General features: G+C 52.1%; 13 protein-coding genes. 7 read left to right on the forward strand and 6 right to left on the reverse strand.

Going from position 1 to position 15,098, the window contains the following annotated elements; genetic code table 11:
• Window positions 1-154: 154 nt before the first annotated feature.
• From hupB to bolA, 6 genes are all read right to left on the reverse strand, one after another.
• Window positions 155-427: a nucleoid-associated protein HU-beta gene (hupB, locus tag ACMVME_RS13985; RefSeq protein ID WP_002444653.1), complete on the reverse strand. Its 273-nt coding sequence runs from the start codon at window positions 425-427 to the stop codon at window positions 155-157.
• Window positions 428-637: 210 nt separating this feature from the next.
• Window positions 638-2,992 (reverse strand): endopeptidase La, encoded by a 2,355-nt coding sequence (gene lon / locus ACMVME_RS13990; RefSeq protein ID WP_014168872.1) that lies wholly within the window; start codon window positions 2,990-2,992, stop codon window positions 638-640.
• A gap of 183 nt (window positions 2,993-3,175) precedes the next feature.
• Complete coding sequence (gene clpX / locus ACMVME_RS13995) at window positions 3,176-4,450, reverse strand: ATP-dependent protease ATP-binding subunit ClpX (RefSeq protein WP_020885209.1); 1,275 nt, start codon at window positions 4,448-4,450, stop codon at window positions 3,176-3,178.
• 126 nt (window positions 4,451-4,576) lie between these two features.
• A complete protein-coding gene (gene clpP, locus ACMVME_RS14000) occupies window positions 4,577-5,200 on the reverse strand; it encodes an ATP-dependent Clp endopeptidase proteolytic subunit ClpP (protein WP_020885210.1) in 624 nt (207 codons plus the stop codon).
• A 260-nt stretch (window positions 5,201-5,460) separates the two neighbouring features.
• Window positions 5,461-6,759: a trigger factor gene (gene tig, locus ACMVME_RS14005; protein WP_014168868.1), complete on the reverse strand. Its 1,299-nt coding sequence runs from the start codon at window positions 6,757-6,759 to the stop codon at window positions 5,461-5,463.
• Window positions 6,760-7,089: 330 nt separating this feature from the next.
• Complete coding sequence (bolA, locus tag ACMVME_RS14010) at window positions 7,090-7,407, reverse strand: transcriptional regulator BolA (protein ID WP_013095855.1); 318 nt, start codon at window positions 7,405-7,407, stop codon at window positions 7,090-7,092.
• Window positions 7,408-7,711: 304 nt separating this feature from the next.
• Between bolA and ACMVME_RS14015 the strand changes: the two genes are divergently transcribed.
• The 7 genes from ACMVME_RS14015 (at window position 7,712) to cyoE (ending at window position 15,076) form a co-directional block, all read left to right on the forward strand.
• Window positions 7,712-8,290, forward strand: a complete 579-nt coding sequence (locus ACMVME_RS14015) for a lipoprotein (protein WP_014168866.1) — start codon at window positions 7,712-7,714, stop codon at window positions 8,288-8,290.
• Window positions 8,291-8,336: 46 nt separating this feature from the next.
• Complete coding sequence (gene ampG, locus ACMVME_RS14020; protein WP_068795189.1) at window positions 8,337-9,812, forward strand: muropeptide MFS transporter AmpG; 1,476 nt, start codon at window positions 8,337-8,339, stop codon at window positions 9,810-9,812.
• Window positions 9,813-10,291: 479 nt separating this feature from the next.
• Window positions 10,292-11,239 (forward strand): cytochrome o ubiquinol oxidase subunit II, encoded by a 948-nt coding sequence (cyoA, locus tag ACMVME_RS14025; RefSeq protein ID WP_008503322.1) that lies wholly within the window; start codon window positions 10,292-10,294, stop codon window positions 11,237-11,239.
• A 16-nt stretch (window positions 11,240-11,255) separates the two neighbouring features.
• Complete coding sequence (gene cyoB, locus ACMVME_RS14030) at window positions 11,256-13,247, forward strand: cytochrome o ubiquinol oxidase subunit I (protein ID WP_014168864.1); 1,992 nt, start codon at window positions 11,256-11,258, stop codon at window positions 13,245-13,247.
• Entirely contained in the window at window positions 13,237-13,851 is a 615-nt protein-coding gene (locus ACMVME_RS14035; RefSeq protein WP_014168863.1) for a cytochrome o ubiquinol oxidase subunit III, read from the forward strand. Before cyoB ends, ACMVME_RS14035 begins: the two co-directional genes overlap by 11 nt.
• Complete coding sequence (locus ACMVME_RS14040) at window positions 13,851-14,177, forward strand: cytochrome o ubiquinol oxidase subunit IV (protein WP_006176899.1); 327 nt, start codon at window positions 13,851-13,853, stop codon at window positions 14,175-14,177. The genes ACMVME_RS14035 and ACMVME_RS14040 overlap by 1 nt, the downstream gene beginning before the upstream one ends.
• An 11-nt stretch (window positions 14,178-14,188) precedes the next feature.
• On the forward strand, window positions 14,189-15,076 hold the full coding sequence (cyoE, locus tag ACMVME_RS14045) for a heme o synthase (protein ID WP_014168862.1): 888 nt from the start codon (window positions 14,189-14,191) through the stop codon (window positions 15,074-15,076).
• The last annotated feature ends 22 nt before the right edge of the window (window positions 15,077-15,098 follow it).

The raw sequence follows: 15,098 nt of genomic DNA on the forward strand, positions 1-15,098 counted from the left end.
CCGTCGCGCGTAAAGGCGTATTGTGACAAGAAAACGGTGCGATTGTCAGCCCACAACTCGCATAAACTCGCACAAATCAGGCCTGGACAAACAAAAAAGGCACATCAAATGATGCGCCCTTGTACTATTCGGCTTCCCTGAGATGGGAAAGCAATCAGTTTACTGCGTCTTTCAGCGCTTTACCTGCACGGAAACCCGGCACTTTAGCGGCAGCAATGGTGATCTCTTTACCGGTCTGAGGGTTGCGGCCAGTACGGGCAGCACGCTCTTTAACAGCAAAAGTACCGAAGCCTACCAGTGCAACGTCGTCCCCAGCCTGCAGAGATTCAGTAACAGAAGCAATTAATGCATCTAACGCACGTCCAGCTGCAGCTTTAGAAATATCAGCACCAGCAGCAATTTTGTCAATCAGTTGAGATTTATTCACTGTTCTCTTCCTCTCTTTATAATTTATATCGCGCCTGAATCCTTCACAACGCGACCGCGCAGCAGTTATATCAGGCCTGCCATGACCTTACAACACCCGTTGTTGATGGCTGGCCTAATCAGCAATCTAAATTAGCTATACAAAAAAAGGCTGGCAAGTGCGAAATGACTTACCAGCCTTACTTTTATTGACGCTCTTTGCGCGAGGTCACTATTTTGCGGTTACAACCTGCATTCCGGAAGGTTCATTCTGCAGGGCGAGAGTCAGAACTTCCTCAATTCGCTTCACAGGATGAATCTGCAGATCGGCAATCACGTTGTCCGGAATCTCTTCCAGATCGCGTTTATTTTCATAAGGGATCAATACGGTTTTGATCCCACCACGGTGTGCCGCCAGCAGTTTTTCTTTTAACCCACCGATTGGCAGCACCTGGCCACGCAACGTAATCTCACCGGTCATTGCCACATCGGCACGCACCGGGTTGCCGGTAAGGCAGGAAACCAGTGCGGTACACATGGCAATACCTGCGCTTGGGCCATCTTTCGGCGTTGCCCCTTCAGGCACGTGCACGTGGATATCGCGTTTCTCGTAGAAATCAGGGTTGATGCCCAATTTCTCCGCACGCGCGCGTACCACGGTCAGCGCGGCCTGAATCGACTCCTGCATCACTTCACCCAGAGAGCCGGTGTAGGTCAGCTTGCCTTTACCCGGGACGCAGGCGGTTTCAATGGTCAGCAGATCGCCACCCACTTCCGTCCATGCCAGACCGGTGACCTGGCCCACGCGGTTTTCATTGTCCGCGCGACCATAGTCAAAGCGCTGAACGCCCAGATAGGCATGCAGGTTGTCGCCATTGATCACGATGTGTTTCAGGCTCTTATCCAGCAGCAGCTGTTTAACCGCCTTACGGCACAGTTTAGAGATTTCGCGCTCAAGGCTACGCACGCCCGCTTCACGGGTGTAGTAGCGGATGATGCCAATAATCGCGCTGTCCTCAACGGTCAGCTCGTTGGCTTTCAGCGCGTTACGCTCAATCTGCTTCGGCAGCAGGTGCCGTTTCGCAATGTTCAGTTTTTCGTCTTCGGTATAACCGGAGAGACGAATCACTTCCATACGGTCCAGCAGTGGCGCCGGAATGTTCATGGAGTTCGAGGTCGCGACAAACATGACATCGCTCAGGTCGTAATCCACTTCGAGGTAGTGATCGCTGAACGCAACGTTCTGTTCTGGATCAAGAACTTCCAGCAAAGCAGACGCCGGATCGCCACGCATGTCCGAAGACATTTTGTCGATCTCATCGAGCAGGAACAGCGGGTTTTTAACGCCCACTTTCGCCATCTTCTGGATCAGTTTACCCGGCATAGAACCGATGTAGGTACGACGGTGACCGCGGATCTCCGCTTCATCGCGTACGCCACCCAGCGCCATACGGATATACTTACGTCCGGTCGCTTTGGCGATGGACTGACCCAGAGAGGTTTTCCCTACCCCCGGTGGTCCCACCAGGCACAGAATCGGGCCTTTGATTTTGTTCACACGGCTCTGGACTGCGAGGTACTCAAGAATGCGGTCTTTCACGCGCTCAAGGCCGTAGTGGTCGGTATCCAGGATCTCCTGCGCCTGACGCAGGTCTTTTTTGACCTTGCTGCGGGCATTCCAGGGAACCTGAACCATCCATTCGATATAGCCGCGCACGACGGTCGCTTCAGCCGACATTGGAGACATCATTTTCAGCTTCTGCAGTTCTGCTTCGGCTTTCTCTTTGGCCTCTTTCGGCATTTTCGCCGCGTCGATCTTACGCTTCAGCGCTTCGTTTTCGTCCGGCGCATCATCCATCTCGCCGAGCTCTTTCTGAATGGCTTTCATTTGCTCATTCAGATAGTACTCACGCTGAGATTTCTCCATCTGCTTTTTAACGCGGTTACGAATACGCTTCTCAACCTGCAGCAGATCGATTTCTGACTCCATCATCGCCATCAGATATTCCAGACGTTCGTTAACGTCGGACATCTCCAGCACGGACTGTTTGTCTGCCAGCTTCAGCGGCATGTGTGCAGCGATGGTGTCCGCCAGACGCGCAGGATCGTCGATGCTGTTCAGCGACGTCAGCACTTCTGGTGGGATTTTCTTGTTCAGCTTGATATAGCCTTCGAACTGGCTAATCGCGGTGCGCACCAGCACTTCCTGCTCGCGCTCATCCAGCTGAGGTGATTCGAGGTACTCTGCCTTGGCAGAGAAATGCTCGCCATCGTCAGACAGGGTGGTAATACGCGCACGCTGCAAGCCTTCTACCAGCACCTTAACGGTGCCGTCAGGCAGCTTCAGCATCTGCAAAATAGAGGCCACGGTCCCGACGGTGAAAAGATCGTTTACACCCGGCTCATCCGTTGATGCTTCTTTCTGCGCCACCAGCATGATTTTTTTATCATGATCCATGGCGGCTTCGAGGCAACGGATAGATTTTTCCCGCCCTACAAATAAGGGTATGACCATGTGCGGATAAACCACCACATCGCGCAACGGCAATACGGGGATTTCAATGCGTTCAGAACGCTCAGGATTCATAGAGCTCTCTCTTAGTTTAGTGTCCGCCAGGTAAACTGGTCATGTCACTGTGCTTCACATAACCATTAACATGTATCCAGTATATGGGGATGTTTCCCACACATTCAACGCCGCGTATACGGAAAAATAAAAGGGGAGATAAAATCCCCCCTTTTTGATTAACTGCTTGTATGATTTGGTGAATTATTCGCCAGATGCCTGTTGCGCTTCCGGCTTGCCATAAATCAGCAATGGCTTGGTCTGGCCGCTAATGACCGACTCATCAATCACCACTTTCTCAACATCTTCCATCGACGGCAGATCGTACATGGTGTCAAGCAGCGCCGCTTCCACGATAGAACGCAGGCCACGCGCACCGGTTTTACGGATCATCGCTTTCTTGGCAATCGCGTCCAGCGCTTCGTCACGGAATTCCAGCTCAACGCCTTCCAGATTGAACAGCGCCTGATACTGCTTGGTCAGCGCATTTTTCGGCTCTTTCAGGATCTGGATCAGCGCGTCTTCACTCAGTTCGTTCAGCGTTGCCACAACAGGCAGACGGCCAATGAACTCAGGAATCAGACCAAACTTGATCAAGTCTTCTGGCTCAACCTGTGACAGCAACTCGCCTTCGTTCGGCTTTTCGGACGAGGCTTTCACCGTCGCGCCAAAACCAATGCCGGAGCCGGTTTCAACACGGTGAGAGATCACTTTATCCAGACCGGCAAACGCACCACCACAGATGAACAGGATCTTGGACGTATCAACCTGCAGGAACTCCTGCTGAGGATGTTTACGGCCACCCTGCGGTGGAACGGCTGCAACCGTACCTTCGATCAGCTTCAGCAGCGCCTGCTGCACGCCCTCACCCGATACGTCACGGGTGATGGACGGGTTGTCAGATTTACGGGAGATCTTGTCGATCTCATCGATGTAAACAATCCCGCGCTGCGCTTTCTGTACATCGTAATCGCATTTCTGCAGCAGTTTCTGGATGATGTTTTCTACGTCCTCACCCACATAACCGGCTTCGGTCAGGGTGGTGGCATCGGCCATTGTGAACGGAACATCCAGCAGACGCGCCAGCGTTTCAGCCAGCAGCGTTTTACCGGAACCGGTTGGGCCGATCAGCAGAATATTACTTTTACCCAGTTCTACGCCATTGCTGGTATCACCGTTACGCAGGCGTTTGTAGTGGTTGTATACCGCCACGGCGAGCACTTTTTTCGCCTGCTCCTGACCGATGACATAGTCGTCAAGATGATGACGAATTTCATGCGGCGTTGGCAGCGCGCTGCGCTCGCGGTGAGGTGCTACTTCTTTAATCTCTTCGCGAATAATGTCGTTACATAAGTCAACACATTCGTCGCAGATATACACGGACGGCCCGGCAATCAGTTTACGCACTTCATGCTGGCTTTTGCCGCAAAAAGAGCAGTACAGCAGTTTGCCCGAACCATCTTTGCGTTTATCTGTCATGAGTCCAAACCTCTTTTTAAGTTCTTTGTGCCGCACATGACGACGCAAATGCCATTTTCAGACGCAAGCTGCTTTTAGCAACATGCCGCCCTACCTGAGTATAGCGGCACACTCGCGTCACGGGCATCAATTACGATGGGTCAAAACGGAGTCGACTAAGCCGTACTCAACAGCCTCAGAGGCAGAGAGGAAACGATCGCGCTCGGTATCGCGCTCGATCTGCTCAAGAGATTGACCCGTATGCTGCGCCATAAGTTCATTCATGCGCGCTTTTACTTTCAGAATTTCGCGGGCGTGGATTTCAATATCCGTCGCCTGCCCCTGATAACCCCCCAGCGGCTGGTGAATCATCACGCGGGAATTTGGCAGGCAGAAACGCTTACCTTTAGCCCCTGCGGTCAACAGGAACGCACCCATAGATGCAGCCTGACCCATACAGATAGTGCTGACATCTGGCTTGATGAATTGCATGGTGTCATAAATGGACATACCTGCCGTGATCACGCCGCCCGGCGAGTTAATGTACAGGTAAATGTCTTTTTCCGGGTTTTCCGCTTCCAGAAACAGCATCTGCGCCACGATCAGGTTAGCCATGTGGTCTTCCACCTGGCCGGTCAAAAAGATAACGCGCTCCTTGAGCAGACGGGAATAGATATCAAAAGAACGCTCACCACGTGAGGTCTGTTCAATAACCATTGGCACCAGAGCCATATGGGGTGCAAAGTTATCTCGTTCGCCACTGTATGACATTTCCGTCTCCTGGATCAAAATTGAAAACACCTGCTGTACTGATTGTAACCTTACGGACGGATTATCAGCCAGTCTCAATCATCGTGATTACACACTTATGGGGTTCATACTGCCCTATTTCAAGCATAACAACCTTTTGTTGTTACGCTAACACTGAAAGGGCGTTTTAGCACTCTTCCTGGGGTAAAGCCGTGATAAAAAAAACCCGTCGCCGGAAGGCAACGGGTTTTTTGTTCAAACTTTAAACCCTGGGGGCGAAATTACGCCTGCTGGTTCATCAGTTCGTTGAAAGAGGTCGCTTTTTCGGTCACTTTCGCTTTCGCCAGTACCGCTTCAACAGCCTGTTCTTCCAGGGCAACATTGCGCATGTTGTCCATCAGCTCTTTGTTCTTACCGTAGAACTCGATCACTTCTGATGGATCTTCGTATGCAGAAGCCATCTCTTCGATCAGGCCTTTCACACGCTCTTCGTCAGCTTTCAGCTCGTGGGTACGAATCACTTCGCCCAGCAGCAGGCCAACAACAACGCGGCGTTTAGCTTGCTCTTCGAACAGCTCGCGTGGCAGTTCCATCGCTTGCTGCTGGTTGCCACCGAAACGCTGTGCAGCCTGACGGCGCAGAACGTCGATTTCGCTGTCAATCAGGGCAGCCGGAACGTCGATTTCGTTCGCTTTTACCAGACCGTCAATCGCCTGAGATTTCACACGGTTACGTACAGCGCCGTTCAGCTCACGTTCCATGTTTTTACGCACTTCGGTACGCAGACCGGCTACAGAACCATCTTCCACGCCGAAACGCTTGATGAATTCTTCAGTCAGTTCAGGCAGTTCGCGCTCTTCAACTTTCTTCAGGTTGATAACGAACTTCGCTGCTTTACCTTTCAGGTTTTCAGCGTGGTACTCTTCCGGGAAGGTCACGTCGATGGTGAACTCTTCGCCCGCTTTGTGACCTTTGATACCGTCTTCGAAGCCTGGGATCATACGACCCTGGCCCATTGCCAGTACGAAGTCAGACGCTTTGCCGCCTTCGAACTCTTCGCCGTCTACAGAACCGGTGAAGTCGATAGTCACACGGTCTTCCGCGTCAACAGCACCTTCTTTCTCTTTCCAGTTCGCCTGCTGCTTACGCAGAGTGTCCAGCATGCCGTCAACGTCTTCGTCAGTCACGGAAACAACAGGTTTTTCAACTTCGATAGATTCCAGACCTTTCAGCTCAACTTCCGGGTACACTTCGAACTCTACGGAGTAGGTGAAGTCTTCGCCCTGTTTGTATTCGCCTGGAACGTAATTCGGCGCACCGGCCGGATTAATTTTTTCTTTGATGATCGCATCAATAAAGTTGCGGCTCATCAGTTCACCCAGCACATCCTGACGCACGGAAGCGCCATAACGCTGAGCAACAACATTCATCGGTACTTTGCCCTTACGGAAGCCGTCAATACGTACTTTTTTTGCTACGTTGACCAGCTCGCTTTTCACAGCAGTTTCGATGCTGTCAGCAGCGATAGTAATCGTTACACGGCGGCCAAGGCCTTGAGTGGTTTCAACTGAAACTTGCATCTTGTTACCTCAAAAAAATCACAGTGCTCGGTCAACTCTGAATCTGTCTGTTATACCGGGATGCTCTCTTAGTGCAGATTCACATTCCCTGTCGCCAGAATCATCCCGAAGACATTCATTAAGACGCGGCATTATAGCGGCATCACTTAGGTGAGTCGAGAACGGTTGGGGCATGTTGCTGCGGCTTTTTTCACACTTTAAGGCTATTTTTAGCCTTAAAAACGCACCATCCGCTCAAAACTCAGACAAAACAAAACGGCCCGAAGGCCGTTTTGAGGAAATCTGTATGCAACATACTGGAAAAGCTCCAGCCGTTGCAAATCCGATTTATCAGGCGATGGTGCCTGCGCCGCGACACGGCGGCGATGCAAATACCGTATCCTGCAAGCCTTCCCATTCCTTAATGGTATAGGTGTGCAATGCCAGCGCATGTACGGTTGTGGAGAGTTCTTCCGTCAAGGTGCTGTAGATCAAGCGATGTCGGTTCAGGAAACGTTCTCCCGTGAAGCGATCGCTGACCAGAACCACTTTAAAGTGGCTTTCAGAACCTGCCGGCACGTTATGACGATAGCTTTCGTCGACGACTTCGAGGAACACAGGGTTGAACGCTGCCCTTAATTTATCTTCTATCTGTTCACGTATCATCATGAAATCACTCCTCCGACAACGCCAGGATGTCACCCATCCCTTTAAATATTAGCCGCTTTTACCGTTTCCATTACAACAAGACAACAAATATTTAGCTTTCGTCTTATTTTCTCATTCAGACGAATGAAGTTCACTGTGAGACTCATACCTTTTGACCTTCGCGCGTGGAGAAAAAGGCGGGGCTGGTCAGTTTTCGGACAAGGCGATGAATTTACATGCGTTGACCACTTCCCCTGGCCGTTAGCGATGTTATGATGGCGGCAATTTTTCTCTGTAATGCTTACGATTCGTTGAGAACCTGAAAATGTTAAAAAAACTCTTCTTTCCGTTGGTAGCACTTTTTATGCTGGCAGGCTGCGCTACCCCGCCTACAACCATTGATGTCTCCCCTAAGATTACCCTGCCTCAGCAGGATCCTAGCCTGATGGGCGTAACCGTGAGCATTAACGGTGCCGATCAGCGTCAGGATCAAGCCCTGGCTAAAGTGACCCGCGACAACCAGCAGGTGACGTTGACCGCCTCACGCGACCTGCGCTTCCTGCTGCAGGAAGTGCTCGAGAAACAGATGACTTCCCGCGGCTATATGATTGGCCCAAGCGGTGCGGTTGATCTGCAGATCATCGTGAACAACCTGTACGCTGACGTGTCCCAGGGTAACGTTCGCTACAACATCTCCACCAAAGCGGATATCGCCATCATCGCAACCGCGAAGAACGGCAACAAGATGACCAAAAACTACCGTGCGAGCTACTCTGTTGAAGGCGCGTTCCAGGCGTCCAACAAAAATATTGCTAACGCGGTTAACAGCGTGCTGACTGACACCATTTCCGATATGGCGCAGGACACCAGCATCCACGACTTCATCAAGCAAAACGCGCGTTAATCCCGCTTCCTGACCCGGTGTTTCACCGGGTCAGCTTTATATGAACATGTCGAGTCATTACTTACGCATTTTCCAGCAACCTAAATCAGCCATCCTGCTGATCCTTGGTTTCGCCTCCGGTTTACCTCTCGCCCTCACCTCCGGCACGCTGCAGGCCTGGATGACCGTCGAGAATATCGATCTCAAAACCATTGGTTTCTTCTCCCTCGTCGGCCAGGCTTACGTCTTTAAGTTCCTGTGGTCGCCGGTGATGGACCGTTATACCCCGCCGTTCCTGGGCCGTCGTCGCGGCTGGTTAGTGATGACCCAGGTCCTGTTGCTGATCGCAATCGCGGCGATGGGCTTTCTTGAACCCACGACGCAGCTTCGCTGGATGGCCGCCCTTGCGGTGGTAATCGCCTTCTGTTCTGCCTCGCAGGATATCGTTTTTGATGCCTGGAAGACGGACGTGTTGCCTGCAGAAGAGCGGGGAGCCGGCGCAGCCATTAGCGTGCTGGGCTATCGTCTGGGGATGCTGGTATCCGGTGGTCTGGCGCTGTGGGTGGCCGACCGTTATCTCGGCTGGCAGGGCATGTACTGGCTGATGGCCGCCCTGTTGATCCCCTGTATTATTGCCACCCTGCTCGCCCCCGAACCGAGCGATGTGATCCCGGTTCCACGTTCTCTGGAGCAGGCCGTTGCCGAACCTCTTCGCGACTTCTTTGGCCGCAACAACGCCTGGCTTATCCTGCTGTTAATCGTCCTTTATAAGCTCGGCGATGCCTTCGCGATGAGCCTGACCACCACCTTCTTAATTCGCGGGGTCGGGTTTGATGCCGGCGAAGTCGGCGTGGTGAACAAAACGCTCGGGTTGTTTGCGACTATTGTCGGGGCCCTGTACGGCGGCGTATTAATGCAGCGTCTGACGCTCTTTCGCGCACTGCTGATCTTCGGCATCCTGCAGGGGGCATCGAACGCCGGTTACTGGCTGCTGTCGGTGACGGATAAGCATATGATCAGCATGGGCGCCGCGGTGTTTTTTGAAAACCTGTGCGGCGGTATGGGGACAGCGGCGTTTGTTGCCCTGCTGATGACCCTGTGCAACAAATCGTTTTCCGCGACGCAGTTCGCTCTGCTCTCGGCGCTTTCCGCCGTTGGTCGCGTGTATGTCGGGCCGATTGCCGGCTGGTTTGTTGAAGCCCATGGCTGGCCAACGTTCTACCTCTTCTCCGTGGTAGCGGCAGTGCCTGGACTCTTATTGCTACTGGTCTGTCGCCAGACGCTGGAATATACCCAGCGAACAGAACACTTTATGCCACGCACGGAATATCATCGCGCTTACCGTTTTGCGTTACGACTGTTAATGGCGGGTTGCTTTGCCCTGGTGCTGTGGCTCGTGGTGCTCATTATTAATGCCACCACCTCTCAGGTACTGCCTCTCGAAGCGCTTCTGCTGGATGCCGGCGCGCTGCTGGCGGTTGCCGGGATCCTGACTGGTGGGCTGCTCGATTTCATGGCGCTGCGTAAAACGCAGTTAACCTGAAGTAAAATCCGAAAGGTTATTTCCCGTTGTAATCACGAACCGAAATTATAACGGTGAAATAGCCGCCAGCCGCTAAAAAAAATATTTGTTGTTTTGTGCGGGATAGGATTCGGAAATTATTGGAGTCAATTGCAGAACGCTATTTTTCATTAAACGATTCAGCATCAGAGAGTTTGATTTTTCGTTTTTTAGTTGTCTTTTTATTGATAATTAATTGTTAATTTTTTGTTTATTTTTCACAATGGTTATACCAATTGCCCCTTTTAGGGTATGCTTGGGGGTCCTTTCGTTATAAAGCCCATGCCATGCGGCTTACGTCTTAAAAAGCGACATAATTTGCAACACTTGTGACATGTGCGGCAGAACCCGGTAACACCTTCCTGACACAGGTCTAATGATGTTTACAGTAATGTAACCTTCCCGTAAAATGCCCCCACACTTTAAACGCCACCAGACTCCCGTGGAATTGAGGTCGTTAAATGAGACTCAGGAAATACAATAAAAGTTTGGGATGGTTGTCATTATTCGCAGGCACTGTATTACTCAGTGGCTGCGATTCTGCACTACTTGACCCCAAAGGACAGATTGGACTGGAACAACGTTCACTGATATTGACGGCTTTTGGCCTGATGTTGATTGTGGTTATTCCAGCCATTTTGATGGCTGTTGGTTTCGCCTGGAAGTATCGTGCGAGCAATAAAGATGCGAAGTATAGCCCTAACTGGTCACACTCCAATAAAGTGGAAGCTGTGGTCTGGACGGTACCTATCCTGATCATCCTGTTCCTTGCCGTACTGACATGGAAAACCACTCACGCACTTGAGCCAAGCAAGCCGCTGGTTCACGATGAAAAACCGATTACCATTGAAGTGGTCTCCATGGACTGGAAATGGTTCTTCATCTATCCGGAACAGGGCATTGCCACCGTGAATGAAATCGCCTTCCCGGCGAACACTCCGGTTCAGTTCAAAGTGACCTCCAACTCCGTAATGAACTCCTTCTTCATCCCACGTCTGGGTAGCCAGATTTACGCGATGGCCGGTATGCAGACTAACCTGCACCTGATCGCGAATGAAGCAGGCACCTACGATGGTATCTCCGCCAGCTATAGCGGCCCGGGCTTCTCAGGTATGAAGTTCAAAGCTATCGCGACGCCAGACCGTGCCGCTTTCGACCAGTGGGTTGAAAAAGCGAAGCAGTCTCCAAACACCATGTCTGACATGGCGGCGTTCGAAAAAGTGGCAGCACCTAGCGAATATAACAAGGTGGAGTACTTCTCTAACGTGAAACCAGATTTGTTCAAAGACGTTATTGGCAAATTTATGGATCACGGCAAGAGCATGGACATGACCCAGCCTGAAGGTGAGCATAGCGCACACGAAGGTATGGAAGGCATGGACATGAGCCACGCGGAAACCGCTCACTAAGGGGCCGAGGAAGAAAATGTTCGGAAAATTGACACTGGATGCAGTGCCCTACCATGAACCCATTATCGTGGTTACGGTTGCTGCAATTATCATCGGTGGCGCAGCCTTACTGGCCTTGATCACTTACTTTGGTAAGTGGAGCTACCTGTGGAACGAGTGGCTGACTTCGGTTGACCACAAAAAACTGGGTATCATGTACTGCATCGTCGGTATCGTCATGTTAATTCGTGGCTTTGCGGATGCGATCATGATGCGTAGCCAGCAGGCACTCGCGTCTGCGGGTGAAGCCGGCTTCCTGCCGCCGCATCACTACGACCAGATCTTTACCGCCCACGGCGTTATCATGATCTTCTTCGTGGCGATGCCGCTGGTTATCGGTCTGATGAACGTTGTCGTTCCGCTGCAAATCGGCGCGCGCGACGTAGCGTTCCCGTTCCTGAACAACCTGAGCTTCTGGTTCACGGTTGTCGGCGTTATCCTGGTTAACCTGTCACTGGGTGTGGGCGAATTTGCTCAGACCGGCTGGCTGGCTTACCCGCCGCTTTCGGGAATTGAGTACAGTCCGGGCGTTGGCGTCGATTACTGGATTTGGGCACTTCAGCTCTCCGGTGTCGGTACAACCCTGACCGGTATCAACTTCTTCGTGACCATTATCAAGATGCGTGCCCCTGGCATGACCATGTTCAAGATGCCGGTATTTACCTGGGCATCTCTGTGCGCCAACATCCTGATTATTGCATCATTCCCAATTCTGACCGTCACCATCGCGCTGCTGACCCTGGACCGCTACCTGGGCACCCATTTCTTTACCAACGATATGGGTGGCAACATGATGATGTACATCAACCTGATTTGGGCCTGGGGTCACCCGGAAGTGTACATCCTGGTTCTGCCGGTCTTCGGTGTGTTCTCCGAAATCGCAGCAACCTTCTCGCGTAAACGTCTGTTTGGTTACACCTCTCTGGTGTGGGCAACCGTGTGTATTACCGTTCTGTCGTTCATCGTTTGGCTGCACCACTTCTTCACCATGGGTGCTGGCGCGAACGTAAACGCCTTCTTCGGTATTACAACCATGATTATCGCAATCCCTACCGGGGTTAAGATCTTCAACTGGCTGTTCACCATGTACCAGGGCCGTATCGTGTTCCACTCAGCAATGCTGTGGACTATCGGCTTCATCGTCACCTTCTCCGTGGGTGGGATGACCGGTGTACTGCTGGCGGTACCGGGTGCTGACTTCGTTCTGCACAACAGTCTGTTCCTGATTGCGCACTTCCATAACGTTATCATCGGTGGTGTGGTCTTCGGCTGCTTCGCTGGCGTAACCTACTGGTGGCCAAAAGCGTTCGGTTTCACCCTGAACGAAAAATGGGGTAAACGCGCATTCTGGTTCTGGATCATCGGCTTCTTCGTTGCATTTATGCCGCTGTACGTGCTGGGCTTCATGGGTATGACCCGTCGTCTGAGCCAGCAGATTGATCCACAGTTCCACCCAATGCTGATGGTTGCAGCGGGCGGTGCCGTGCTGATTGCTTGTGGTATCGCGTCTCAGCTGATTCAGTTCTACGTTTCTATTCGCGACCGCGATCAGAACCGTGACCTGACCGGTGACCCATGGGGTGGCCGTACGCTGGAGTGGGCAACCTCTTCTCCACCACCGTTCTATAACTTCGCCATTGTGCCGCAGGTCCATGAACGCGACGCATTCTGGGAAATGAAAGAAAAAGGTGAAGCGTACAAGCAACCTGCTCATTACGAAGAGATCCACATGCCGAAAAACAGCGGTGCGGGCATTGTTATTGCCGCCTTCGCAACGGTATTTGGCTTCGCAATGATCTGGCACATCTGGTGGATGGCGATTGTTGGCTTCGCCGGCATCGTAATCAGCTGGATTGTGAAGAGCTTTGACGAGGACGTAGACTACTACGTACCAGTCCGTGAAGTCGAAAAACTGGAAAACCAGCATTTCGATGAGATTTCTAAAGCGGGGCTGAAAAATGGCAACTGATACTTTGGCGCACTCTACTGCCCACGCGCATGAACATGCGCACCACGATACAGGACCGACGAAAGTCTTCGGTTTCTGGATCTACCTGATGAGCGACTGCATTCTGTTCTGCTGTCTGTTCGCAACGTATGCCGTTCTGGTGAACGGCACTGCGGGCGGCCCGGCTGGCAAGGACATCTTTGAACTGCCGTTCGTTCTGGTAGAAACCGCGCTGCTGCTGTTCAGCTCCATCACCTACGGCATGGCGGCTATCGCCATGTACAAAAACAACAAGAGCCAGGTTGTCTCCTGGCTGGCGTTGACCTGGCTGTTTGGTGCTGGCTTTATCGGGATGGAAATCTATGAATTCCATCACCTGATTATGGAAGGCTTCGGGCCGGATCGTAGTGGCTTCCTGTCTGCGTTCTTCGCACTGGTCGGGACCCACGGTCTGCACGTAACGTCTGGTCTGATCTGGATGGCAGTACTGATGTTCCAGATCTCCCGTCGTGGCCTGACCAGCACTAACCGCACGCGTATCCTGTGCCTGAGCCTGTTCTGGCACTTCCTGGACGTTGTGTGGATCTGTGTGTTCTCTGTTGTATATCTGATGGGGGCGATGTAATGAGTCATTCAAACGATCATGGCGCTTCCCACGGTAGCGTAAAAACCTATATGACAGGTTTCATCCTGTCGATCATTCTGACGGTGATCCCGTTCTGGATGGTGATGAGCGGTTCTGCGTCTAAGCCGGTTATTCTGGGTGCAATCCTGGTAACCGCGGTGATTCAGATTCTGGTGCATCTGGTTTGCTTCCTGCACATGAACACCAAGTCCGATGAAGGCTGGAACATGACGGCTTTCATCTTTACCGTGATTATCATCGCTATCCTGGTAGTCGGTTCCATCTGGATTATGTGGAACCTTAACTACAACATGATGGTTCACTAAGAGCGGCGAGTATGTTTAAGCAATACCTGCAAGTCACGAAACCAGGCATCATCTTTGGCAACCTGATCTCCGTCATTGGGGGGTTCCTGCTGGCCTCTAAAGGCAGCATCGATTACACCCTCTTTATCGCTACGCTGGTCGGTGTGTCGCTGGTTGTTGCATCCGGTTGTGTATTTAACAACTACATCGACATGGATATCGACAAGAAGATGGAAAGGACTAAAAATCGGGTGCTGGTTAAAGGCCTGATCGCCCCTTCCGTCTCGCTGGTGTACGCCACCTTGCTGGGTATTGCTGGCTTTATGCTGCTGTGGTTTGGCGCTAATCCTCTGGCCTGTTGGCTGGGGGTGATGGGGTTCGTCGTCTATGTGGGCGTTTACAGCCTGTATATGAAACGCCACTCCGTCTACGGAACGCTGATTGGTTCTCTCTCCGGCGCTGCGCCGCCGGTGATTGGCTACTGCGCCGTCACGAACGAGTTCGACAGCGGTGCGCTGATCCTGCTGGCTATCTTTAGCCTGTGGCAGATGCCGCACTCCTATGCCATCGCGATTTTCCGCTTTAAGGATTATCAGGCAGCGAACATCCCGGTTCTGCCGGTCGTGAAGGGCATTTCCGTGGCTAAAAACCACATCACGCTGTACATCATCGCCTTTGCCGTGGCAACGCTGATGCTCTCTCTGGGCGGTTACGCCGGGTACAAATACCTGGCGGTAGCGGCTGCGGTGAGCGTCTGGTGGCTCGGCATGGCCCTGCGCGGCTACAAAGTGGAAGATGACAAGGTCTGGGCACGTAAGCTGTTCGTGTTCTCCATTGTCGCTATCACTTCGCTGTCGGTGATGATGTCCGTGGATTTCATGGTGCCTGATTCACACAACCTGCTGACTTACGTCTGGTAAGTCACACCAGGTGAATAAAAGG

The organism is Enterobacter cloacae complex sp. 2024EL-00711 (assembly GCF_047529885.1).
In the GTDB taxonomy this organism is placed as follows: domain Bacteria; phylum Pseudomonadota; class Gammaproteobacteria; order Enterobacterales; family Enterobacteriaceae; genus Enterobacter; species Enterobacter ludwigii.